Below are 21495 nucleotides of genomic sequence, written 5' to 3' on the forward strand. Positions count from 1 at the left end.
CCATTCGGGCAATAACGCTTAGCAAACGCTCGACACCAGAGTTTTAGTCAAGGCTTTTAAAGCGGATGTCCTTGAATTCAGCCCACATCGGCGCACCAGCATGTAACTGTAGTGCCAATACACCGTCTAATAAAGCATGCTGATCATCATCGGTGAAGTCGAGAATCAGTTTCCCATTCATGAAATGTTGAATTCGTTTGCCTTTGACGATTATCACAACGTCGTTCCATTCGTTGATTTTGAACAGTGATTGGAACTGAGCTTCATCCATGAACGTCTCTTGGATTTTGTTGGCATCCCCTTCCCAGATCGCTTTCTCGCCGACCATACAGATTCGTCCGCGCTTGCCGCCTTCATCGTAAATGAAGCCACTTACGTTTGGAAACGCTAACTCGTTACGCAACTCATGCTGGTAGCCACGAACAACCCATTTGTTCGGAGCCGAATTGTCTGTAATATGCTTGGAACGATACTGAATCCCCGAATTATTGTCAGCGTTGCAGCGGAATGACAAACGCACCTCGAAGTCTTTCGTCTCACCTCCTTGCCAAATTAGAAAAGTGTTTCCATTGGCCGCGTTTTCTTTCGTAGTTTCGCCGTGAATGACTCCGTCGCGGACTGACCACAAACGATCGTCACCACTCCAACCTTCCAGCGTCTCACCATTGAAAATTGGCTTTAATCCCGATTCTTCAGGCGGTGCGGTTTGATCGGCAAAGGCTGAACTGCAGATCAGGCTTAGTACGAGTAGCGATGATACGATTGGTTTCTTCATTGTTTCTCCAGAGAATTAAAGTGTGGAAGACATCAACGCGGGTTTGCATTGAATAAAGGTGGGAATCGAATGTCTCAGTTTAGTTCGTATCGTCGCTTCTGTCGTCGCCCCAAGCGACCACAAAATGCCGAAGGCTCGTTTTTGACCAGAAGCCTACTTCAAATTTTGCGGATTCGCTGAGTTCGATAGCCGCTATGCCAAACTAGCCTGTTCGGTAGAATCCAAAACATCCCGTTGTTCCGGAAGTCCGAGATGGATTCATTGATGCCTGAAGCAGTCGAAAAAGCAGATCTGCAGCATTTCCAGTCGGAGTACTTTCGGCGTTGGACGGCAGTGTCAGCTTTGGCACTTTTCATCGCCACGTGGCGGCTGTGGACTCCACAGGAGGTCTTTCCTCAGGTACCTTTTTTCGAAGGTCTCGTAAACACGCCTGGCTGGATCGACTGGGTCTTGTTCGCTGCAGTCTTGGGGGCGTTAGTCGTCATGGCTATCCGCCAATCAATACCGGCCTCAATCTATTTCTCGCTCACCTGCTTGATCGTAGGCCTCGTCGTGTTGAATCAGCACCGACTGCAACCCTGGGCATATGAACTGGCTCTTGTCACGTTGGCGTTTGCGTGTTGTGGTAAGAACTTGGCATTACAGCTCATCAAGTGGTTGCTCATTAGTCTTTACATCTATTCCGCCCTAGGAAAGCTCGATTTCCAGTTCGTTCATACAGTCGGTCAGCAGATGTTGACTACTGTAATGAAGCTCGCATTCCTAGATGAGAAACTATTCAGTCCGTCGACTCGGAACGCAATCGTTCTGCTGTTTCCTCTCACAGAGTTGTTCATCGGCCTTGGGTTGTGCTGGAACAGAACTCGACGTTTGGCAGGAGTACTTGCCGTGGCACTACATTTGACGCTAATCGTGATTCTTGGCCCCCTGGGTTTAGGACATAAGCTCGGTGTCTTGCTCTGGAATTTGCAGATTGCCGGGCAGGTCTGGTTGCTATTCGTTTACAAACCAGTCTCTAATGTGGGAGATCCTGGAACCGCCTCGAAAATACAACGCCTGACTTCTGCCGCCGCGGTCTGTGTCTTTTCGGTTGCGATGTTATTGCCAATATCCGAACGTTTTGGCTTGTATGATCACTGGCCTAGCTGGGCTCTCTACGCCCCGCACAGCAGTCGTGTTCGTGTAGAGGTTGCAACGCCAGCACTTAAGAAATTGCCCGAAGAATTACGCTCGCGAGCAACGCCTGGCACAAATACTTTGTGGCATAGTGTTGCGTTAGATGCGTGGTCGCTTGATACGTTGTCCACACCGATCTATCCGCAAGCTCGTTTTCAAACGGGCGTTGCAAGATCGCTTGCCGAATACTTAGAAGAGTACGAGATTCGCGTCACAGTGCTTGGGGCTGCAGCACGACTAGATGGCCAGCGATCTTCGACCATGCTGGATGGAAAAAGAGCATTGGAGGCGACTGGGCGATACTACTGGCTCAACACACGACCTCGAAGCTTTGACTAATCTGGCCTCGAAGTGGTCTCAAGGTTGCTTGCTATGTGCTAAACGTTGATTCCGCCGTCGGCAACTCGCACGCAATTTTTCCCATCCGATTTTGCTCGATAGAGCGATCGATCCGTTCTTTCAAACCAACTGGTGGTGTTGTCGCTGCTGTTCAGGTACGAGCCGCCGATTGAAATCGAGAGCGAGAGTTCCTTGCCGGTGTTACCCAAAACAACGACATGATCCTGAAAGAATTGCTGAATCTGTTTGGTAAGATCAAGCAAAGCACACTCTTCGGTATCGTAGTGGACTAGTGCAAATTCATCGCCACCGTATCGTGCAACGTTAGCATCTTTGGCCAGATTCTTAAGCTGAGTCGCCAGGAACATCAATGCCTTATCACCAACATTGTGACCGTAAGTGTCGTTGATCGTTTTGAAGTCATCGAGATCGATCAGGATCAGATACTGGTTGGGCTGGAAGTCCATGTTCTCGATCGCTTTGTTGATCATGTAATCGCAAAAGCGGCGATTGCCAACGGAAGTCAGCGAATCGGTCATCGATACGCGCTGAGCTTTAACAAGGCTGGAACGAAGACCATCGACTTGGTTGTGCGATGCATTTAGTTGCCGTCGCGTTTCCTTTAACTGCCGAGTGATCGCTTCATTGCTGCTTACCAGCGACGCAATCGTCGCCGCTATCGTTTCGGCCGTCACGTTCTTAGCCAAATTGGCTTTGGCGCCCTCGATCGATGCTCCAAATTCGCTATTAGCACTCAACTGCTGACTCACAGTCTTTTGCAGATTTTCCATTTCTGCTTTCAGCGAACTCGTAAGCTTATTCTCTTCGTTTGCGTCATCCGTTTCTTTCAGCATCTGTTGATACTGGTTCATTTCCAGCGTGCTGATTTTTCCGTTTTTGAGGAGCGAATGAGCGATATCACATCGCAACTGTGGAATTTGATTTTCTACGAAGCGGTACCAAACCGCAAAGTTCTCCGGAGTCAGCGGAATCTCTTGCCGCTCGAGATGCTGAATGGCTTCACGCGCGATCGTCGCCGATTTGTGATACTCAAGCTCACATGCGCCCGACTTCATAGTTTTTGATTCGTCTTTTGTCATCGCAGCTTAAGTAGTTGAGACAGAATTCTTGAGGAATTCTCAACCTTTTGCTTTGTAGGATTACATGTGACGGGGGATCTTCGGCCTGACTTCCAGATTTTGCAGACTTTCAACGGCCGAAACTGGACAAGCATAGCACTCGAAACTGCTTCAAAGGACGTAACCGTTCAGGTTTTTGTAACATTACTCGGAAGACCGCTGCGAGTGCCAAACGTTACAATCTCCACATTCCATACAAACGGCATCTGTCAGCCTGAAAGATCAAAACTAGCGTGACTTCCTAACCAACCTTGATCGTTCTGCACGCACCAGTTCGAATCACAATGTTGAAACACTACATCCCGTAGCATTCGAGTTTCCCTGCAGTGAACGGAGATCCAGCGAGCTTAAAGAATCAGTCATCGCTCGGCTTTTCGAGAGCCCACCACGCGACGAGATACAACCCAAGCAACCAGCACGGTATGGCAGTGAACAGAAACCCAGCGATCTTCGGTTCCTGTCTGCTAAGCATGGTTAACTCCATGTATAAGGCGATCGGAATAGGCATTAAGAAGCAAACAAACGCCCATTTCAGCTGCCCTCCCTTCTTATAGATTCCCTGACCAATGTACCCTGTAAGAAATGCGATCATCAGCACGATCAATGCCGAGTAACAAAGCAATCCGACGCCGATGATTCGAAATTTTCCGGATGTTGTCAGGACCAAATAGAGACCACCGACTGCACCTAGTATTACGCCGAGACCATATTTAGAAATGATCTTTGCTGCACTCAGCCATTCGAAGCCATTCCGTAGTGAATGCCAAAGATTGCGACTCTTCTCCTCAGGTTCATCGTTCACAGTTGAGTTGTGTTTCTTAAAGGGTTGCAGCTATCGCTTGGAGGAATTATCCGGCGTGACGGCGGATTTTTCGTAAAGGTTACTTTGACATGGTGCCTAGCTTGATCTACGCATTAGGCGGTCCCGAAGGCTTAACCAACATATACGCTGTCAACTCACTACGAGTGCTTAGCCGAAAACTTGATCTTTACCAGATTCCTCTAAATTTGAAACCAGGAGAAACAGCGTTTCGCGAAGACGTTCGACGCTCGTCTCAAGAATACTGGAAGCTTTGGTATCCGAGCGTTCGGCCCGATTACGATTCTATCGAAACGAGTAAAGAGGTGACTTTCTTTTGTTACAGGATCGATAAACTGACATGGTTTGCTACAGAAAGTCTGCAATTCGCAATGATGTCCTGCAAGAAATGGCAATATCTCCAAGCGGATTAGCTTGGCAGAAAACCGAACTTGGTGAAGATAACCTAAGAGTGCTCCAGAGTTGGGAGTGCAAGTATAGGTTGGTTTGAAGTTGAGCCGGCCTCACTTGAGGTTGCTGCGAGAACCAATCCTAAGAACGCACTAGTGCACAGTTGAATCGTATCGCTATTGGCCGAAATCAAGTATCCTCGCATTTTCCGGTAACGTGCGGCACCATTTGAGCAGCCTTCTAGCTTCTAGACGTTCGCGGATTTGGTAAATAAAACCGAAGCCCTCCTTCTTGAAATCGAACGCATGATAGTGTGACGGGTATGCGTCACCAATACTTGTCGAGTCCGGCCGCGGATTGAGATAGACTAAAGAACATCGGCGGCATTGGACCGCCATGAACTCAATATCGGTCGTCGCGTATTCAAAGTCCTCGCCTACTGCGACAGGTGTACAGTCGTCAACGTTGCAGATCGCGCAGAGCGCTGGTTCAAGACGCATATACAAACATTTAGAAGGCGAGGATCAGCAGGGGGGAGTTCCGAGGAACTTCCGAAGTATAGTTCGAGCCTATGGAAAGTTGTGCGATGCCTTTTAGTTTCTTTGGTTTAGAGGACAAAAGGTCGTGGTGGAACTGAGTGAGTCCTCAGTTTTTTATCTGATCCTTACTAATAAATCGTTTCCTCAAGTGTCTAGACAATTGGTTCAACGTTTCAAACCTCCCGTCTGGAAACAAGCACATGACAGCGTACAAATTCATTACCGCCGCATTTTTATCAATCTGCTGCTTCACCGTAGTAACCACAGCATGTTTCGCGATGATTTCTGTCGGTGTTCTAACCAAAGAACAAGCGAAAGAAAGATATGGCATCACAATGCATGCTCGAAACAACGGCGATGCAGGTATAAAGGTCTGGCTCGAATTCAAGAAGGAAGGTTGGCTAGAAAAGTTTACCTATGCTGAAATTCGGCTGAAGGACGAGAACGGCAAACACGTGCTTTCTGCTGAACTTCAACCCAACCCGTCACATCATCGTCAACCAGAAGGTGTGACAACAGTTGCTTTTTCTGTACAGCCTGAGCAACTTGCGAATTGCAGTTTTCTTGTCGTGTGCTACGGCAGCAGCGAAGGCGATGTCGGCTACTACCTCAACGCGAAAGACTTTTTGGATTTAGAACAGCCCTCAACCGAGTAACTGGAAATGATCTTAGACGATCGTACCGACTAGCAGAACGAGTGAACTGCCAAGAACATTTCACAGAGAACATTTCACAGAGAACTCAATCAGTTTGAGAGTCGACTGCCTTTTGCTAGGGCCTATTTTGCGTCGCATCGGCACTAAATCTGGAAGGAGTTGCTCTTTGCTAATAAAGACTGGAGTACGGCAATACTACGACGATACAGCTGTACCGTGCGAGTAGTGCTTAACCCGAGTTTTTTGCCAATAGCTTGGAATGATTTTCCCCTGTGATCTTGGTTGATTCCAAATCGGGCACTCAAAATTTGTCGATCACGCTCCCCTAGGCGTTTGAAAGAAAGCATCAGCTGTTCCCGCAATTCGACCGATTCAATTTCCAGTATATCGGCAGCACTTGCGTCGCCGATCGACGATTCGACCGCTCTTGTTCCGCTCGCGACAAATTTGCTTCGAACGCGGCTTTCTTTGCGGAATCGGCTGAAGATGGAACTTTGGATCGCTTGATAAGCATAAGTGCTAAAGCGGACGCCTCGACGAAAGTCAAAAAGATCAACTGCGCGTATCAGGGCCAGGTTTCCGATCGAAACAAGTTCCTCGAATTCGTTGGAATTGCTTTTTGCATACCGCCTTGCGAAGGACACGACCAGACGCAGGTTGAACTCGACAAGAGTGTTTCGCATTTCTTCACTCTGCCTCGTGAGACTTCTCAAGTCATTCAGCATCGTAACGCACCCACGACACGAGTGAACTGATTTCTTCAACACTGAAATGCGATACTTCAAGTAGTTGAGCTTGCGAAAACCATGTTGCTCTTGCTCAGCAGTGAGTAATGGTCGTTCCCAGAGCATCGCTAGATATGAAGGTAGTCCTTTGGGTACCTTACATTTGTTTACGCTTTCTCCCTTTGGCATCGGCCCAAGCAGCATCTCATCTGCATTTTGGTCCTCAAATAGGCTGAGGTAGAAAAATCCGTCTTTCACATCGTCCGGCATGAGGACCTCTTTAGACTGGTCAGTAGTCTTCTTTTGCATTATAGAAAGCTTCTCAAAGGGATTATCAGCAGTTGTTACGGTCGCGCGAACGCTTCCGAGTCCAACGGGAGCGGACGGGATCGTGAAAAGTCATTGGACTTGTCGATAACGCGCGCTATCGCGCGACCTGCTCTTTCAGCGACTCGCGAAACACAGCGAACGATGTCGGTGTCCTTGTCAGAAATCACGACGTCCGTTGCATGGTACAGAGCAACCGACAGGCGGCAGCATTTGTCGACGCCGCCACGGGGGCCGTTCTCATCGGCGACGACCAACTTGACGTTTTTGATCCGTGAACTGAATCGCGACATGGCGAATAGCAGGCGACGCTCCGTCAACCGGCGCGATTCAGGGTCGAGAATGTCACTGCGGTCGGTAATGTTTATCGGCATCTCTTCAACTCTCAAAAAGCCACGACAATCAAGCAAATGACGGTCGATGAAAAATCTGGAGAACACTGTTTAAATCTACGGTTGGTACGTACAGTTAGACAATTAGAAATTGAGCACGCGATGCATAGATTAAAACTAACTGAGGTTTCGGATGGTCGATTGGCTAAATTATCATCACTTGATGTACTTTTGGATGGTTGCCAAAGAAGGTGGTATTACGCCGGCTGCTGAAGTGCTTCATCTGTCACAGCCAACGCTCAGCACACAAATTCAGAAACTTGAAAAGTCGTTGGGCATGAAGTTGTTCGAGAGAAAAGGTCGCGCATTATGCCTGACCGACAGCGGACAAATGGTCTTTCGATATGCCAACGAAATCTTCACGCTCGGCAATGAGTTAGCGGATATCGTTCGAGGTAGACCCACTAACCAAAAACTGCGGTTGCTGGTCGGTGTGCCAGATGTGTTACCAAAGCTTGTCACATACCGAATTCTCAAACCTGTGCTCGAGATGGAAGAGCGTGTGAAGCTGGTGTGCTACGAAGGCAAACTACAAGATTTACTTTCAGATCTTGCGATGCACCGGCTAGATGTCGTGCTTGCCGATTCACAACTGACGCCCGATTTGAATGTTCGCGCTTTCAATCATTTGTTGGGGGAGTGCGATGTTACCATATTTGGAACGACCGAGATGGTTAAAAAGTACGCGAAAGGCTTTCCGAAATCGCTTGATGGCGCGCCGATGTTGCTGCCCACGCAAAACGCTTCGCTGCGTCGGTCCCTCGAGCAATGGTTTGACGAACAAGGCATTTACCCTGAGACCGTTCACGAGTTTGAAGACAGCGCCGTCTTAAAGGTCTTTGGTCAGGCGGGCGAAGGAATGATTGTCGTTCCCACCGCCGTCTCCGACGACGTCGCCGCACAGTATTCGCTTCATCCAATAGGCCGCATTTCTGGAGTCACTACTAGATTCTATGCAATTTCGGTCGAACGTCGTTTGAAACATCCTGCCGTTGTTGCGATTTCGAAATCCGCGCGCGAAAAATTGTTTAATGCTTGATGACGTTCACGATGCTCATCCTAACTCTCGAATCCATACACGGAGCAATATAGGTATATTCGAGAGTAGGCGGCACGTTAACGTTCAAGGATCAAGAACAAGAGACTTTACGCAGCGGAGCGTCAATTGTTCCATTGATTAAATCGATGCTATCAATTGGAAAATGCGATTGATAGCATGCTCGAATTGGTTCGCTCGCGGCAGGATTCTTGGGGCCGCGCTCGCTTCCTTTTGCGTTAGCGAACTGAGAGCTGCAGCATCTCGAGCTTCCATATGTTCAACTAGTGGTTACTGGTGTTCTCCCAATTTGAACAGATCCAGTACGTCGTAGAACGATAAACGAAGTGCAAAAGAATGGAGGCTTGAGAATGAACGCAGTCCATTCTTCTGCCAACTTGATTCACGCGAAGGGAGCCGCTTTATCCAACAGACGGCCGATGCGAACCGATCTGGAAGAAACTTCAATCCGTCAGCCCGAGAAATGATCCGTTCTACTAGGTCGAAACGAAAAAGATATTGGCAAGTATGAGACGCAAACTATTCTTCTGCCTTCATTCTTTTGCCAATTGAATACACGTGAGGTTCTGTGGCTTTATGCGTTACGACGCTATATCAGCGACTCAAGTGGATTCGTCTCGGTTAAAGCAACCACACAGTTTCTTGTTTCCTTCGCCTTATAAAGTGCGACGTCGGCTGCCGCGAGGAGCTCCTTGCAGCTCGACATCTCGTTCGTCAACTGCGCCACACCAAAGCTGGCAGTATAACGGATAGTATGTTCGCCGATTCTCAGTGTATCGTCCGCTATGATCGCCCGCATCTTCTCCGCAATCCGCCATGCATCTCGTTCTACTGTCTTAGGAAGCACGACAGCGAACTCTTCTCCGCCAAACCGGCAGACCAAGTCTCGCGAACGGACGCGGCTTGCCAAACTGACTGCGCAGTTGCGCAATACTTCATCGCCCACGAGATGGCCGTATGTATTGTTCAGTTCGCCAAAATGATCGACGTCGATCATAATGCAAGACGAAGTCGTTCCCTCATTCTTGTACGTTGTCCACAACTCCCCGAGTTGCTCGATTAGGTGCCTACGATTAAACACGCCAGTGAGAGGATCCAGAATGTTAGCTTCAGCAAGAATTTCGACGCGTTTCTTTAATTCTTTGACGACGACCTGCCGAGACACCACGAACTGAAGGGCCTTGCGAAGCTCGAGTCCAGACCGCTTTCCTTTGACCAAAAAATCGTGTGCCCCAATCTCTGCAGCCTCGAACTCTAACTGTTCGCTATGCTCGCTAGATAAGATGACGATCGGCGTATCGGATCGCAAGGACAGAGTTCGGCGTAGAGTATCGAGTCCAAAGGAGTCGGGAAGGTTAAGGTCAAGAATAATGACATCGAATTGAATCAATGATTTATTGAATATTGCAACCGCTTCCTCCAGTGAACTGACACGCGTCAATTGACATTCGAGACGACTGCACTCCAATTCGGTCTGTATCCAATGCGCATCAAAGGCTGAGTCTTCAATGAGAAGGATATCAAAACTACTTTTCATGATTCTGCTGACGCTTGAGAGTGTAACGGTTTACGGGAAAGTTAGGATACTGTTAATGAGACGACATAGAAATTAGTGTCGATGCAGCCGGATTTACATTAAAATCCATGGCTAGCAATGATGCACACGCTCGACGTTCTGAATGGTTCGGCTGTAGCGATTGTTACGTCGCATTGCAAGAGTTTTCGCTTGACGACCACGCACCCCGTATTACCAATTTGACGGTATGGCTCGGATAAGTCGTTCAGCCGTTCCTTTTTTTCGGGCATGATCTGCAGCGGCAAAAAGGGAAGAGCATTGTCATCCCAACCGCACATTTTGCGTCTGCCAATCATGACAATCGCATCGCACGCTCGGGAAGGTGCTTTTGGAAAGACAACGTGAATATGCAATCGGTTGTAATCAGTGCTCCTCTAATTCGAAACGAGCTATTATTGAGGAGACAGGGTTGCCAGAGTCCGCCTTTGGCTAACCTATCTTCGAAGGTTTGAATTGGGGCGGCTCGTGGGAAAAGCGTGCACTTCAGTCGCAGCTGTTTCCTGGCAAAACTAGCTCCCGCAGAAAACGCTCGCCGCCTGCTTCATCAACAAATACGCCATCGAGTTGTGCTTCGAAGCATTGTTTGAGCACCTCGCCAAACCAAGGCGACGGTGTATAGCCCAGCGCAATCAAGTGCCTGCCTAAGACGATCGCCTTTGGAGGATCACGTTCAATTCTCAGTTGCTTCGATAGCTCATAGATCAACCTGGCGTGCTCCGGTACTCTCTTTGGTAAGGGAGGACGGCCGGAGGCGTCAGCTTCGATCAGGTAGGCAAGAAGTTTAATCGAGCCCTGCTCCATTCGAACTGCCAAACGACGGACTAAACGCAGTGTGATTTTGTCGGCCATGTGGGCTAGATGGTTTGCGACCAGGGGTGTGACTGACTCGCAAATAGCAATCGGACAACCGATTTGTTGAAGGAAAGCGCGCGTTGGTTCTACGCCGCCCGCCTCGTGCCCATAAGCATGCCAGCGTCCGTTAGAAAGTTCAGTGTGCGTCGCTTTGCCAAAATCGTGGCACAAGGCGGCTAATACCAAGACGGTTCGATCGAACTTGCCAAGCTGTTCGCGTGTGGCAATTGCTGCTGCAGCATCGCAGACATGAAGGGTGTGCGTCCAAACGTCTCCCTCTGGATGCCATTGTGGATCTTGGGGAATATCGATGATCGCTGCTAACTGAGGGTAAAGTGTGAGCCGGTGAGTGTTACGTAGAAACTTAAGACCGGATGACGGACGTCGGCTTCGCGTTGCCCACTTTTCCCACGCCGCCCAGCTACGATCGGTTGCAATTTCGCTAGCTGAATTCGATCCAGCCTCATCATTCTCCTGCATTTCGAAGCCCACGGTTGGCAATTTCTTGGATCTGCCGCAGCGCTGCAACGGCCGGATCGACGTTGACGACACATGCTGCCAGCGATCCGTAGTGATGTTCCAGACAATCAAGCAGCAATTGTCGAATTCGTTCTCGATCGGGACGATCTGGCAATTTGGAAGTATGGTACAAGGACTCCATGTGCCGTTCCTTTTCGGCTGCCCACTTGAGTACATCTTGCTCTGGAATCTCGCCCCGGCGAATTGCTTTAAGGTGCTCTTTGTCGCGGCGTAAATCAATGTCGCCATTTATCAAGATCTGTTCGCATTCGCCGATCAGCCGCACTAGATGATACGCGAACTTCACGTCGTAACCAAACTCCTCGCGCAACTGAACTCGCTTGCCAATTGGATTCTTAGCTCGCATTTTATGCATTTGGGCGTAAGCATAGCCTTTGAACTTCGGCCAGCATCCTTTGTGCAGAAACATCCGTCGTGCGTCACGAACCATCGTGCCAACGGCCGTTATGTGGAGGACGCATTCACGAGGCGTAAATAGTGAATCGATCATGTTTGGATTGCATTGCATGCACAGATGGATGTAGCGAACAACGGAGTAGATCGATAGATCGTATTCGATACCTTTGCCGCCATCGGCTGAGGGGTCTTTGACACGATGCTGTTGGAACTGAGCGAATCGTTCTTTGGGTTCATCAAAACCCTGTATCTCGCCATCCAAATGTGGAAAGACTTCTTCTTTGGGCGGAATGCAAAAACCGTAGACATCCCAATCTGACGAATCGCTCGAAACACCATACGCGACCGACCCCATCAATGTTTCATACATCACATTGGATGCGAGAAACGAAGGTGGACGGATGAGCGACTTTTCGGTGAGTTGTTTGGTAATACTTGGCATATGAAAAACGATGTGTAACACACTAAAGGATGGTGCCCCGATCATTTGGTTCATTCATTTTAACGCCGAAAATGCATGTTTGTTGCCAAAGCCCAAACGTGGCGCAACGGCGAATGCACGAACCGCATCTTAATCACGTTTCCGTCGTAAAGGTGAGTGATGACTTTGGGATACGGCGATCTAGAATTTTAGCGTAGCATCATATTGCGGCCGGTGCACTCGAGCAGAAATTCGAGCACTTCTGTGTGCCGCGTCGCCATTGCAAGATCGTTCCCCCAAGCGTACATGCCGTGCCCGGCGATGAGGAAGCCTGGTACGATTTGCTCAGGATTCTTTTCCCAATAGGCTGTCAGCTGCGATTGCAGGTGTGGCATGTCTTGCGTGTTTGCAAAAATGGGGAGCCAGACTCTGGTCGCATGTGTTGTAATGCCCTCGAGCCCTTTGAGCATTTCGTAGCCTTCGATCCACATGCCTCCTTGACTGAGGAATTTCTGGCTAAGTAATGTGCCCCAAACGCTGTGTGTATGTAAGACTGCGCCGGCGTTTCGTTTGCAAGCCGCCCAACAGTGTAGTAGGGTTTCGGCACTCGATTTTGGTTGGTCCTTTTCTAATGCATTGCCGTTCTCGTCGACCATAACAAAATCTCGTTCTGTGAGCGAGCCTTTGTCTTTTCCGCTTGCCGTGATAAGTAGCTGGAACGGAGTGCGAACGACCAACGCGCTGTAGTTGCTGCTGGTGCCGCGTGACCAACCGCGAGCCCAAAAGTCTTGCCCGATGCGGATCAGCGATTGTCGTTCGTCCGAGTACAATAAGTCATTCATGATAGTTTTTTGTTGTCTGTGTCGTGTTGGCTTATTGCGTAGGGCTCAATACAAAATTCTGGTTACGAATGCATCCGCGGAAGTTCGCAACCTTTTGCAATGATCTCTGCTTCTGCTGCTGCGAGTTCATCGAGTCTGGCTGCGACTTCTTGAGGGCTTTGAAAGTGTTTTGCAAGTTTAACGTAAGTCGTATGGTGCCGCGCCTCAGACTCAAACAAGCTGCGATAAAATTCGGCTAGCTCGGGATCTTGAATGTGTTCTGCCAGAAGTGAAAATCGTTCGCACGAACGTGCTTCGATCATGCCCGCGATCAGCAATCGATCCACCGCTCGCTCGGGCTCATTTTGGCGGACCAGCTTGTTCAGGTCTTTCCCGTAGTTGCCCGGTGGTTGAAGTTTAAAGACGATGTTCCGCTTTTTCAGCAACTCGAGCACTTGGTGGAAGTGATCAAGTTCTTCGTCGACGATGATCCGCATCTGCTTCGTCAATTCCTCGTCGCAAATGTAGCTGCCAAGCAGGCTCATTGCGGTGGCTGCCGCCTTGTGCTCGCAATGGGCGTGATCGATCAGGATTGCGGTCAGGTCTTGGTCGACTTGTTCGAGCCAACGTTTCTGCGTGGAACTTTGAAGGTGAAGCATCAAGAAGTAAGTAGTTTTAGGGAGTTACGAGCTGCGTAGTGCGGAAAGTTATGGCTGAGTTGAGGCAATTGTTACGTTTGGCTGCTTTTTTGCATTGTGGAATTATGCGTGGCAACTGTACCAGCGCTAACAATTTAAACTGAAATAGGAAACGATTAAATGAGTGGTTCAAATAGCCTAGTCCATGGCGTTGTGTGCTCGATTATGGCAAGCGCTCTATTGTTTTTGTATACAGGCCTGACTTCCGCGCAAGGGGAGCCACCGCAACATGAAATTGGTCGCTCGCAAAAATCAGTTCAAGAGAGTGTCGCAGCAGCCGAATCGGTGATTGCTGAGGGTGACATCGCGGAAACTTGTGCCGCTCAGTGCCTACAGACTGCCAAGACATGTTTACTGGGGATGGAATATTGTGAAGCTCAGGGTGAACGGTTTAAAGCGTGTGCGCAAGCCTGCCGCGACTGCTCTCAGATCTGCAGGCTTACTGGCGAAACGGAATCACGCCAATCTCAGCTTCACGAGGCTTTGATGCCGGTGTGTGTCAAAGCGTGTGAGATCTGTATTGCGGAATGCGAGAGACACGACGATGACCAGTTACGCGCGTGTGTAGAATCTTGCCGAGCGTGTATTTCTGCATGTAATTCTCACCTAGGTGAAGAGGTGAAATCGCTGGAAAATGAGGCCAAGAATGAGGTGTCTGACCAAAGCGAGCGAGCAAAATAGGGTATCCTGAGCACACTAAAATCGCGTCTGCCATTAGAATTGCATTTGTTGTTTGACGCGTGCAGTCAGACTTGAAATTGACTTAGTTGTTGAGAAAAATCCAAATGAGTAGTACTCCATCTTGTGTGGTCAAATCGATCGCGTCCATTTTGCCTGGCTATCGCGGCTATGCTGCCGCAGAAGAACGGCGGGCAGAAGACCGCGAGATTCGAAAGTTGTTAGCTTCGCGGCTGGGAGAATGCAAAGCCGCGTTGTCGCAGAAAATGCAGTCACTGCAAAGTCAAAACAAGTTCGATTTGCTTGGGATTTCCGATCGAATCCATGGCGAACTCGATATGGCACAACAAAAAACGCTTGCGGCCTTCGAAGGCTATAGCGGCTGGTTTGCAGAGCAAAAAGTTGATGCCGCCAAACTGAAAGAGGTGGTAGAGCTGGACGAAAGCCTCGTGAGTTTGGTAGACCGCATTCGCCAATCGATTCCTGAAACGCTTGATACCGTCGACAATATCAACGAAACGGGAGATCTAATCGAGACCTATCTGGAACGGTTTGAGAAACGACGCCAGTTTTTGCATGGAAATTAGACAGTTGGCACGTTAGGGCAATCCGGCCCAGAAAAGTTTGCTCAAGCGTCAGAAATTCACAATAAACGTGCATGCAGCGACAATTCTGGTCTGCTGGCGGTTGTCGTGGGGGTTAGTTGGCAGCTATAATAAGGCAGTGTTTTTGAAGTCCGTTCGCCACTTTATATCGCGTCGATTCGGACATGGCCGTTTTCTATAATTGAGAGCAATCTGATGCGAATTTTGGGTTTAGTGATCCTTGGCTTGTCCGTTTCCTTCGTCGGATGTAATCCACCAGCTGCTGAGCCAACTGCTCCTGTAACTCCGCCAGCAACCGGCGATGTTGATGCGACCAGCGGTTCAACAAACGCTGCAATTCCAAGCATGAATAAGAGCGTAAAGCTGGTTAAGATGAAGGTGTCAATGCATTGCCCGCACGGATGTTACCCAGCCGTCAAGGAAGCTTTGGAGAGTGAAGCTGGCGTTGAAGGCGTAACTTTGGCTGAACAAAAAGACAAAGATACCATCGATAACCCTTATGTGTACGTTGCCACCACTGGCAACTTCGATGCTGCTGCTGCCGTTAAGGGTTTGGAGAAAGCTGGCTTCGAAAGCGAAGTAGTCACCAACTAATCTTGGTGCCACCTATCGATTGAATCAAAATCGCTGGCAGCGTTCCAAGATGCTTGAACAGATGCCAGCCACAGAGATGATAATTTAAACGCTCTAGGACCATTCAGGCTCTAGAGCGTTTTTTTGTGCGCAGAAACTTGTTGGGATCGTGCCGCCCGTTCACGCAAATACTCTAAGCTGCGACAGCCGACCATTGGAAAGCGAACTGTACCTGCTTTACAATTGATTGGTGGCGAGGAGTTAGGCTGTGGATGCATCAGGTACGCGTGTGGTGAGCAGCACTTGTCTGACGAACTGGCGAAATGTTTTGAATCATTCGCTGCTGCGGTCGTTGACAGATTCGGAGTAAACTGGACAAGTACATCCTGTCGAGGCGCTCAAGAAACGTTGGACTCATTGGAGCTTTGCGAAGACACATGCTGGAACAAATCTCAAGCTGGTCAACAACCGTCATTGCAGTACTTGCGATTTTACATGTGGCGGGTTTTGCGGTATTGCGCACTTGGGCAAACCGGTCTCGAGCCAATATCGCGCAGACTTTACGAAGGTTTACCGACCAGTTGCCCAATCGCAGCCAGCTTGACTGGGATGCTCATCTATCGGATCAGATCGAAGCGTTTTTAGCAGATATCGACGATGTGCTGCTAGCCCCACAAAGGTCGGTTGACCGCGAGTCACTTCATCATCGCATGAATATTTTGGATGAACGTCGTGACTACGTGCAGTCGCTGCGATTCGAGACAGCGTGGAATGTGGCAAGGACAATGATAGAAGCTTATCCGTTGGCCGGAGTGCTAGGTACAATCTGTGCCATAGGTGCGGCACTCTCGGGTGAACAAGGTGGCACTGTGGCTGCCATTGTAGGGCGATTTGGGGATGCGATCTGGAGCACTTTTGCTGGGCTAGTGGCCGCCATCGCGCTGATGTTGATTAACAGCCTGCTGGAGCCAGGGTTCTCTCGGCTAGCGGAGAATCGATTGCACGTGCGCGAGACCGTTGCACGGGCCAAAAGAGAGCTCGGAGCAGCTAGCGTGAATCCGAGCTCTGCTTCCGCAGCGACTGTTATCGATGACGGAGCCGCGTGATGCGACGGACAATGTTACGGCCACTGTTTACGCCGAAAGCGATCCGCTTTCAACTTACCGCATTGATGGATCTGTTGCTAATTATCGTATTCGCGCAGTTTCTTGAAATCCGACAACGCGCCGACGAGTCGACAGAGGCGCAAACGCGGCAACTAGCGAGGATTGAATCAGACTACAACGTGCAGTTAGAGTCTGCGCGACAGAGTATTGCTGCCCAGTCGGCGAAACTAGAACGGTCGATGAACGTCGTCAAGCAGTTATTTCAGTTGGACGAATCGACGGCTAATGAAGCAATGCTTGACCGTATTCGAGAGCGAGCTCGCGGACTAGCTGAAGCAGATCCCGATACGATTGTGCGATTCTTGATCAGCCATGAAGAACTTCTAAAGCGAGCAGAGGTTTGGACGATCCATGGCAGTAGTACAGGCGAGATCAAAATCGCGGCAAATTCGCAGGTACAATCGTTCCGATTAGAAAGTTCCACGCAAGACGAGCGGACGGAAGAGTTTACCAACCGCCTGTTCGCAGCGTACAAACAGTTAACGCAGCCCAAGAATCTGGTCGTCATTCTCGTTTCCTATGATCTTCGCAGCACTGCTGGCGTTTACCAAAGTATGATTGATGGTATGCCCCGTGCTATTGACAGGCTGCGGCCCGACGCATCTTCGGTCCGTTTTGAGTACACCATCATCGGCCCTACCGAAGATCCGCTCAAGGAAAAGTCGTTGTAGTTTCGACGCGAGCGGCCAGCAGTAGTCGCTTCCTGTTTAGCGCATGGTCGGGCAAGAGCCAGCGGACGAGTGATCAATCAAACAAGTTATAGAGGGCTTCCGAAGTGCGAAAAGCATTACCGATAGTAGTTATTGGCGGCGTTGCATTCGTCTTTCTAAGTCAGTTCTTCGACTGGTCGGGCGGCTTTAACGCGACAGACCGACCTGAAGCAGACACCAGTCAGGAAGTGGCCGATGAAGTTGTCGACACGATTCAAGACGGGCTTGAAGGCGTAAAACAATTAGTTGCAGACGAGAAGGTTGACCCGTCGCAATTGCCGGAAAACTCCTACGTGGGACTTGATTACGTCGATGTATTGATCGATGGCGACCGGTACTTGTTGCGAGTCAACGACGACAGCGGATCCACCGCCGAATCTTCAGCGACTGCTCTCGGGAATGACACTGCTGCGACAGGATCGCGAAAAAGTGTGGCGGAATATGAGGTTGTGCGATTGGCTCGCGAATTGCCAGGCGATAGCACGGGAGTAAAAGTTCGTATCTTCCGAACGCCCAACGCGATTGCCGAAGCCGAACGAGATTTGTTGACAGCGCTATATGCGGCTGGACTCAAGGATGATCAAGTCGATCTAAGGACTCGCCTGGTAGAATGACGGACTCGAGGCTTCTCGCGTGTTAGGCTCGGACTGATGCCAGGGTAGCTTCTGCCAGTAAGCGACCACTCCACGCTGGCGTTCGGTCACTAACGTCACGTCGGGCGATCGCTCCCATTTCATCCAGTCGTTCGGCGGAAGTGTTCATCATTCGATCGATGCTCTGATAAGTCGAATTCTCATCGTCCGACTGAAACTGCCAACCGTTTTCGTTTTCGCGCACCAGATCGAGGGTCGCTTGCGCGTAGATGCTGGACAGTACGGGCATCCCCGAGTGCATGGCTTCATTGACGACCAGTCCCCATTCGTCGGCAAGAGTCGGGAACACCATAACGCCATGTTGCGCATATATTGGTGGCAGATTCTCCGGATCAACTATTCCTAAGATATTCAGCTTGAAGTTACTCGGTCGCTCAATCATTTTGACAGCGTCCATCAACGGCCCGCGTCCGACAATCGACAGATCAACGTTCCTATTTGGATGTTCTGCACACCATCGCGTCAAAGTTCGAATAAAGGCCAATGGATTCTTGCGTTCGGTGACCTGGCCGACGTAAAGGAGTCGATGACGATCTGCGGCGCTGCGATTCGTGCTGCCGGTGTAAATCATCTGTGGATGGGCTGTGTAAGGCATATGACGCAAGCGATTTTCAGGAACGCCCATTTTCAACAAGTAACGTTTGCCGGACGATCCATTGTACGTCACAACGTCAGCCGTCTTCAGAATGAACGGTCGCAACATCCGCCGCGCCGCCCCCCAAGATGCCGCAGTATGCTCCGATTCGTTAACGACAATTGTCAGTCCTGTTTTGCGATGCATTTTTCGATAAATGCAACTCGCCAACGACCTCGCACCCAACTCAAATGAAACGATCGACTTGGGTTTTAAGCGACCAAGTTGGCTGAATGTGTCGTATGGAACATGGACGTACAAATTGTCAGAGAAACCCGTTTTGTGCTTCCACTTTTTACGAAACGTTAATGACTTTTGCACCGACACGTCTAGCGAGCGAAAATCAGGTTGGTAGTCGCGATGAGGTTCGTTGGGTACCGACAACAAAAGTTTGAGATGCGGAAGATGCTGCGCGGCAACTGCGAACTGAGGGTGCTGGTGCCGCATGATCACGTTGATCAACAAAACGTGCGCGTCATCGCTGAGCACCTCAAACGGAACAGGCGCAGTACTTTGTTCTGTCTGAAAATTCAATGGCTCCGTGACCACTGCGTTGTTCATTGCGTAAACTAGAATGCGAAATAAGGTATGCTGGAATGCGACTGAGATGAAGTGGTCAGTGCGGTTAGACCGAAACAGTCCATTTGGCACCAGTATAATTGACAGATTGAAGTTGTCCTGGGCAACTTGGAACTGGAGTAAAATAAAGTTGCAGATCTGCTAAGCTTGTATTCATGGAAAATTCCCCCATCTTTTTGGACAACAATGCTACGACTTTTGCCGATCCGCGCGTCATTGATCGGATGGCGGAACTAGCAAAGCAAGAGCTCGGTAATCCTGCTAGCCAGCACAGCTTTGGCCGAAAATCCCGCAAAATCGTTGAATTAGCGAGAGAGAGCCTGCTTTCGGCCGTGAACGCATGCACGCAGGGAATGAAGGCAGACCAACTTCTTTTTTGTGCAAGCGGCACGGAAGCCAACAACCTGGCTGTTCTTGGCTTACCGTATGAATCGGCTGGCAAGATCTTGGTCTCCAGCATCGAGCACCCTAGTGTCCTGGCCGCCGCACAACTAGCGGAAAAACGGGGACGCGCCGTCGACTACATCCCCTGCGGCAAGGATGGCGTCATCGATGTCGATTGGCTGGAACGGCGGCTTGGCCAACACAGCGAGACGAACTCCCAAGGCCAGCAGAACGTGGAAACTGCTGTCGCATTAGTCGCGGTGATGGCAGCGAACAACGAGACGGGAGTGGTACAACCGGTCGCGGCCATCGGGCAGTTGTGTCGTCAAGCGAATGTGCGATTTCATGTCGACGCCGTTCAATGCTTGACCAAAATGCCAGTCGACTTTGCGGCATGGCAAGCAGGCAGTGTAACTATTTGTGCGCATAAGGTTCATGGACCGGTTGGCACCGGGGCTTTGATACATCGCCATGGTCTGGAGCTCGAACCACAAACCGTCGGTGGCTTTCAGCAGGGCGCAGTTCGTGCCGGAACAGAATCAGTGTGGCTGCCAGATGCGTTCGCTTACGCGGTCGAGTTGGGATTGGAAGACACGGGTAGAGCCGATCGTATGAAAGCCCTCCGCGATCAGTTCGAATTAGAGCTACAACGACAGTTCGCTGCGGTCGGCCTTACGCTGGAAATTGTTGGCGTCAAAAGCGAGCGGCTACCTAACACAAGCTGCATTGCCTTTCCGTCGATCTCCCGCCAAGCACTTCAAATGGCTTTGGACATGGCTGGCATCGCTTGCAGCACAGGATCGGCCTGCGAGAGCGGATCGTCAACACCGTCCCACGTGTTGCAGGCGATGGGGTTGAATGAAGAGATTGTCCAGTCTGCGCTTCGGTTTTCGTTTTCCGCATTTTCGGACATGGAACAAGTTGGAGCCGCCGTCAACCGCATCACGCAGTGTGTTCGGAAGATTCAAAAGCGATAGCTAGTGAGTCGTTCGTATGCTTGAATGTAACGTTTCGACGTAGCGTCGACGATCTCTTCCGGAAGTTCCGGCGGTGGACCTTGTCGATCCCAGTCGGAATTCAACAGGTATTCCCGCACAAATTGCTTGTCCATTGATGGTTGCGAGTGTCCAGGTTCATATTGGTCGCTGTCCCAAAAACGAGAAGAATCGGGTGTTAGGACTTCATCAATGAGAATGATTCGACCATCGTACCAGCCGAATTCGAACTTTGTATCAGCGATGATAATACCGCGAGTAGCAGCGTAATCGGCGGCCTGGCTATAGACCGACAAGCTCAACTCTAAAAGTTTGTTACTCGTTTCATCTCCGATGGCATTACGCATATAATCGAAGCTAACATTTTCATCATGTCCATCGTCTACTTTTGTGGCCGGTGTGAAGATAGGTTCAGGAAGTTTGCTGCACTGCTTGAGGCCGGTCGGAAGGTCTACACCACAAACCTGCGAAGTCGCTTGGTATTCTTTCCAGCCAGAGCCTTCTAGATATCCACGCACGACGCATTCGAATGGGATGACCTCAGCCTTTCGGACAATCATGTAGCGACCGGCGATCGCTTCGATACCCGGAACCGCAGCAACTTGAGTAGGAAGTTCGCTGCCCATGTAGTGGTGTTCGACATTTAGCCGATGAAACCAAAATTCGCTCAGCTTGGTAAGGACACACCCTTTGTTAGGTATAGCCGGCTGAAGGATAAAATCGAAGGCGCTGATGCGGTCGGTACTTACGATTAGTAGTGAATCGCCCAAATCGTAGCAGTCTCGGACCTTTCCGCTACGTTTTGGAAAAGGAAGATCGGTGGCGTTAAGGGTGGCCATGATTTTGTGGATCCGAATACTGATCGCGATCGATGTGAGT

At 49.8% G+C, this 21495-nt stretch carries 24 protein-coding genes; 11 read left to right on the plus strand and 13 right to left on the minus strand.

Features of this window, described 5'->3' with window-relative positions:
• Window positions 1–43 precede the first annotated feature (43 nt).
• Window positions 44–775 (minus strand): 3-keto-disaccharide hydrolase, encoded by a 732-nt coding sequence (locus SH451x_RS04480; RefSeq protein ID WP_479361236.1) that lies wholly within the window; start codon window positions 773–775, stop codon window positions 44–46.
• Window positions 776–1039: 264 nt separating this feature from the next.
• Between SH451x_RS04480 and SH451x_RS04485 the strand changes: the two genes are divergently transcribed.
• Window positions 1040–2290, plus strand: coding sequence for a hypothetical protein (locus tag SH451x_RS04485; RefSeq protein WP_479361237.1), 1251 nt, complete (start codon window positions 1040–1042; stop codon window positions 2288–2290).
• A 38-nt stretch (window positions 2291–2328) separates the two neighbouring features.
• On the opposite strand, the gene SH451x_RS04490 is transcribed toward SH451x_RS04485, so the two are convergent.
• Together SH451x_RS04490 and SH451x_RS04495 are read right to left on the minus strand one after the other, a co-directional pair.
• On the minus strand, window positions 2329–3390 hold the full coding sequence (locus SH451x_RS04490; protein ID WP_479361238.1) for a GGDEF domain-containing protein: 1062 nt from the start codon (window positions 3388–3390) through the stop codon (window positions 2329–2331).
• A gap of 394 nt (window positions 3391–3784) precedes the next feature.
• The gene (locus SH451x_RS04495; RefSeq protein WP_479361239.1) at window positions 3785–4231 is read right to left on the minus strand and encodes a hypothetical protein; all 447 of its coding nucleotides are present in this window, start codon (window positions 4229–4231) and stop codon (window positions 3785–3787) included.
• Window positions 4232–4320: 89 nt separating this feature from the next.
• Here SH451x_RS04495 and SH451x_RS04500 point away from each other — a divergent pair, with 89 nt between their 5' ends.
• A complete protein-coding gene (locus SH451x_RS04500; protein ID WP_479361240.1) occupies window positions 4321–4662 on the plus strand; it encodes a hypothetical protein in 342 nt (113 codons plus the stop codon).
• 153 nt (window positions 4663–4815) lie between these two features.
• Here the strand turns inward: SH451x_RS04500 and SH451x_RS04505 are convergent, their stop codons facing one another.
• Window positions 4816–5139, minus strand: a complete 324-nt coding sequence (locus SH451x_RS04505) for a hypothetical protein (RefSeq protein WP_479361242.1) — start codon at window positions 5137–5139, stop codon at window positions 4816–4818.
• A gap of 239 nt (window positions 5140–5378) precedes the next feature.
• On the opposite strand from SH451x_RS04505, the gene SH451x_RS04510 reads away from it, so the two are divergent.
• Window positions 5379–5834: a hypothetical protein gene (locus tag SH451x_RS04510; protein WP_479361243.1), complete on the plus strand. Its 456-nt coding sequence runs from the start codon at window positions 5379–5381 to the stop codon at window positions 5832–5834.
• Window positions 5835–5977: 143 nt separating this feature from the next.
• On the opposite strand, the gene SH451x_RS04515 is transcribed toward SH451x_RS04510, so the two are convergent.
• Both SH451x_RS04515 and SH451x_RS04520 read right to left on the minus strand, forming a co-directional pair.
• The gene (locus SH451x_RS04515) at window positions 5978–6868 is read right to left on the minus strand and encodes a sigma-70 family RNA polymerase sigma factor (protein ID WP_479361244.1); all 891 of its coding nucleotides are present in this window, start codon (window positions 6866–6868) and stop codon (window positions 5978–5980) included.
• Between the two features lie 35 nt (window positions 6869–6903).
• Entirely contained in the window at window positions 6904–7260 is a 357-nt protein-coding gene (locus tag SH451x_RS04520) for a hypothetical protein (RefSeq protein ID WP_479361245.1), read from the minus strand.
• Window positions 7261–7411: 151 nt separating this feature from the next.
• Between SH451x_RS04520 and nhaR the strand changes: the two genes are divergently transcribed.
• Window positions 7412–8317, plus strand: a complete 906-nt coding sequence (gene nhaR, locus SH451x_RS04525) for a transcriptional activator NhaR (protein ID WP_479361246.1) — start codon at window positions 7412–7414, stop codon at window positions 8315–8317.
• A 607-nt stretch (window positions 8318–8924) separates the two neighbouring features.
• Here the strand turns inward: nhaR and SH451x_RS04530 are convergent.
• The 5 genes from SH451x_RS04530 to SH451x_RS04550 all read right to left on the minus strand — a co-directional run bounded on the left by SH451x_RS04530 (window position 8925) and on the right by SH451x_RS04550 (window position 13600).
• Entirely contained in the window at window positions 8925–9872 is a 948-nt protein-coding gene (locus SH451x_RS04530; RefSeq protein WP_479361247.1) for a GGDEF domain-containing response regulator, read from the minus strand.
• A 522-nt stretch (window positions 9873–10394) separates the two neighbouring features.
• Window positions 10395–11243, minus strand: a complete 849-nt coding sequence (locus tag SH451x_RS04535; RefSeq protein WP_479361248.1) for an HD domain-containing protein — start codon at window positions 11241–11243, stop codon at window positions 10395–10397.
• Window positions 11230–12195, minus strand: a complete 966-nt coding sequence (locus SH451x_RS04540; protein WP_479361249.1) for a nucleotidyltransferase domain-containing protein — start codon at window positions 12193–12195, stop codon at window positions 11230–11232. Before SH451x_RS04540 ends, SH451x_RS04535 begins: the two co-directional genes overlap by 14 nt.
• 134 nt (window positions 12196–12329) lie before the next feature.
• Window positions 12330–12962 (minus strand): methylthioribulose 1-phosphate dehydratase, encoded by a 633-nt coding sequence (mtnB, locus tag SH451x_RS04545; protein ID WP_479361250.1) that lies wholly within the window; start codon window positions 12960–12962, stop codon window positions 12330–12332.
• A 62-nt stretch (window positions 12963–13024) separates the two neighbouring features.
• Complete coding sequence (locus SH451x_RS04550; protein ID WP_479361252.1) at window positions 13025–13600, minus strand: MiaE family protein; 576 nt, start codon at window positions 13598–13600, stop codon at window positions 13025–13027.
• A gap of 159 nt (window positions 13601–13759) precedes the next feature.
• Between SH451x_RS04550 and SH451x_RS04555 the strand changes: the two genes are divergently transcribed.
• The 6 genes from SH451x_RS04555 (at window position 13760) to SH451x_RS04580 (ending at window position 17985) form a co-directional block, all read left to right on the plus strand.
• Entirely contained in the window at window positions 13760–14320 is a 561-nt protein-coding gene (locus SH451x_RS04555; RefSeq protein WP_479361253.1) for a four-helix bundle copper-binding protein, read from the plus strand.
• Between the two features lie 104 nt (window positions 14321–14424).
• Window positions 14425–14904 carry a hypothetical protein gene (locus SH451x_RS04560; protein WP_479361254.1) on the plus strand — a complete coding sequence of 160 codons (480 nt, stop codon included), beginning with the start codon at window positions 14425–14427 and terminating at the stop codon, window positions 14902–14904.
• Between the two features lie 213 nt (window positions 14905–15117).
• Window positions 15118–15516 carry a hypothetical protein gene (locus SH451x_RS04565; RefSeq protein ID WP_479361255.1) on the plus strand — a complete coding sequence of 133 codons (399 nt, stop codon included), beginning with the start codon at window positions 15118–15120 and terminating at the stop codon, window positions 15514–15516.
• Window positions 15517–15932: 416 nt separating this feature from the next.
• A complete protein-coding gene (locus tag SH451x_RS04570; RefSeq protein ID WP_479361256.1) occupies window positions 15933–16601 on the plus strand; it encodes a MotA/TolQ/ExbB proton channel family protein in 669 nt (222 codons plus the stop codon).
• Between the two features lie 11 nt (window positions 16602–16612).
• Window positions 16613–17332, plus strand: coding sequence for a hypothetical protein (locus SH451x_RS04575; protein WP_479361257.1), 720 nt, complete (start codon window positions 16613–16615; stop codon window positions 17330–17332).
• Window positions 17333–17436: 104 nt separating this feature from the next.
• On the plus strand, window positions 17437–17985 hold the full coding sequence (locus SH451x_RS04580; protein ID WP_479361259.1) for a hypothetical protein: 549 nt from the start codon (window positions 17437–17439) through the stop codon (window positions 17983–17985).
• A gap of 22 nt (window positions 17986–18007) precedes the next feature.
• Here SH451x_RS04580 and SH451x_RS04585 read toward each other — a convergent pair whose 3' ends face one another.
• Window positions 18008–19219, minus strand: coding sequence for a glycosyltransferase family 4 protein (locus tag SH451x_RS04585; protein ID WP_479361260.1), 1212 nt, complete (start codon window positions 19217–19219; stop codon window positions 18008–18010).
• A gap of 173 nt (window positions 19220–19392) precedes the next feature.
• On the opposite strand from SH451x_RS04585, the gene SH451x_RS04590 reads away from it, so the two are divergent.
• Entirely contained in the window at window positions 19393–20598 is a 1206-nt protein-coding gene (locus SH451x_RS04590) for a cysteine desulfurase family protein (RefSeq protein WP_479361261.1), read from the plus strand.
• On the opposite strand, the gene SH451x_RS04595 is transcribed toward SH451x_RS04590, so the two are convergent.
• Entirely contained in the window at window positions 20586–21455 is an 870-nt protein-coding gene (locus SH451x_RS04595) for a phosphoribosylaminoimidazolesuccinocarboxamide synthase (protein WP_479361262.1), read from the minus strand. The genes SH451x_RS04590 and SH451x_RS04595 overlap by 13 nt on opposite strands.
• Window positions 21456–21495: the final 40 nt, after the last annotated feature.

It is taken from the genome of Njordella aestuarii, from assembly GCF_056494165.1.

What these genes read in the sequence shown, in the direction of transcription:
- SH451x_RS04480 (WP_479361236.1), bottom strand. Translation starts at nt 775, where the DNA reads ATGAAGAAACCAATCGTATCATCGCTACTCGTACTAAGCCTGATCTGC.
- SH451x_RS04485 (WP_479361237.1), top strand. Translation starts at nt 1,040, where the DNA reads ATGCCTGAAGCAGTCGAAAAAGCAGATCTGCAGCATTTCCAGTCGGAG.
- SH451x_RS04490 (WP_479361238.1), bottom strand. Translation starts at nt 3,390, where the DNA reads ATGACAAAAGACGAATCAAAAACTATGAAGTCGGGCGCATGTGAGCTT.
- SH451x_RS04500 (WP_479361240.1), top strand. Translation starts at nt 4,321, where the DNA reads ATGGTGCCTAGCTTGATCTACGCATTAGGCGGTCCCGAAGGCTTAACC.
- SH451x_RS04505 (WP_479361242.1), bottom strand. Translation starts at nt 5,139, where the DNA reads ATGCGTCTTGAACCAGCGCTCTGCGCGATCTGCAACGTTGACGACTGT.
- SH451x_RS04510 (WP_479361243.1), top strand. Translation starts at nt 5,379, where the DNA reads ATGACAGCGTACAAATTCATTACCGCCGCATTTTTATCAATCTGCTGC.
- SH451x_RS04515 (WP_479361244.1), bottom strand. Translation starts at nt 6,868, where the DNA reads ATGCAAAAGAAGACTACTGACCAGTCTAAAGAGGTCCTCATGCCGGAC.
- SH451x_RS04520 (WP_479361245.1), bottom strand. Translation starts at nt 7,260, where the DNA reads ATGCCGATAAACATTACCGACCGCAGTGACATTCTCGACCCTGAATCG.
- nhaR (WP_479361246.1), top strand. Translation starts at nt 7,412, where the DNA reads ATGGTCGATTGGCTAAATTATCATCACTTGATGTACTTTTGGATGGTT.
- SH451x_RS04530 (WP_479361247.1), bottom strand. Translation starts at nt 9,872, where the DNA reads ATGAAAAGTAGTTTTGATATCCTTCTCATTGAAGACTCAGCCTTTGAT.
- SH451x_RS04535 (WP_479361248.1), bottom strand. Translation starts at nt 11,243, where the DNA reads ATGCAGGAGAATGATGAGGCTGGATCGAATTCAGCTAGCGAAATTGCA.
- SH451x_RS04540 (WP_479361249.1), bottom strand. Translation starts at nt 12,195, where the DNA reads ATGAACCAAATGATCGGGGCACCATCCTTTAGTGTGTTACACATCGTT.
- mtnB (WP_479361250.1), bottom strand. Translation starts at nt 12,962, where the DNA reads ATGAATGACTTATTGTACTCGGACGAACGACAATCGCTGATCCGCATC.
- SH451x_RS04550 (WP_479361252.1), bottom strand. Translation starts at nt 13,600, where the DNA reads ATGCTTCACCTTCAAAGTTCCACGCAGAAACGTTGGCTCGAACAAGTC.
- SH451x_RS04555 (WP_479361253.1), top strand. Translation starts at nt 13,760, where the DNA reads ATGAGTGGTTCAAATAGCCTAGTCCATGGCGTTGTGTGCTCGATTATG.
- SH451x_RS04560 (WP_479361254.1), top strand. Translation starts at nt 14,425, where the DNA reads ATGAGTAGTACTCCATCTTGTGTGGTCAAATCGATCGCGTCCATTTTG.
- SH451x_RS04565 (WP_479361255.1), top strand. Translation starts at nt 15,118, where the DNA reads ATGCGAATTTTGGGTTTAGTGATCCTTGGCTTGTCCGTTTCCTTCGTC.
- SH451x_RS04570 (WP_479361256.1), top strand. Translation starts at nt 15,933, where the DNA reads ATGCTGGAACAAATCTCAAGCTGGTCAACAACCGTCATTGCAGTACTT.
- SH451x_RS04575 (WP_479361257.1), top strand. Translation starts at nt 16,613, where the DNA reads ATGTTACGGCCACTGTTTACGCCGAAAGCGATCCGCTTTCAACTTACC.
- SH451x_RS04585 (WP_479361260.1), bottom strand. Translation starts at nt 19,219, where the DNA reads ATGAACAACGCAGTGGTCACGGAGCCATTGAATTTTCAGACAGAACAA.
- SH451x_RS04590 (WP_479361261.1), top strand. Translation starts at nt 19,393, where the DNA reads ATGGAAAATTCCCCCATCTTTTTGGACAACAATGCTACGACTTTTGCC.
- SH451x_RS04595 (WP_479361262.1), bottom strand. Translation starts at nt 21,455, where the DNA reads ATGGCCACCCTTAACGCCACCGATCTTCCTTTTCCAAAACGTAGCGGA.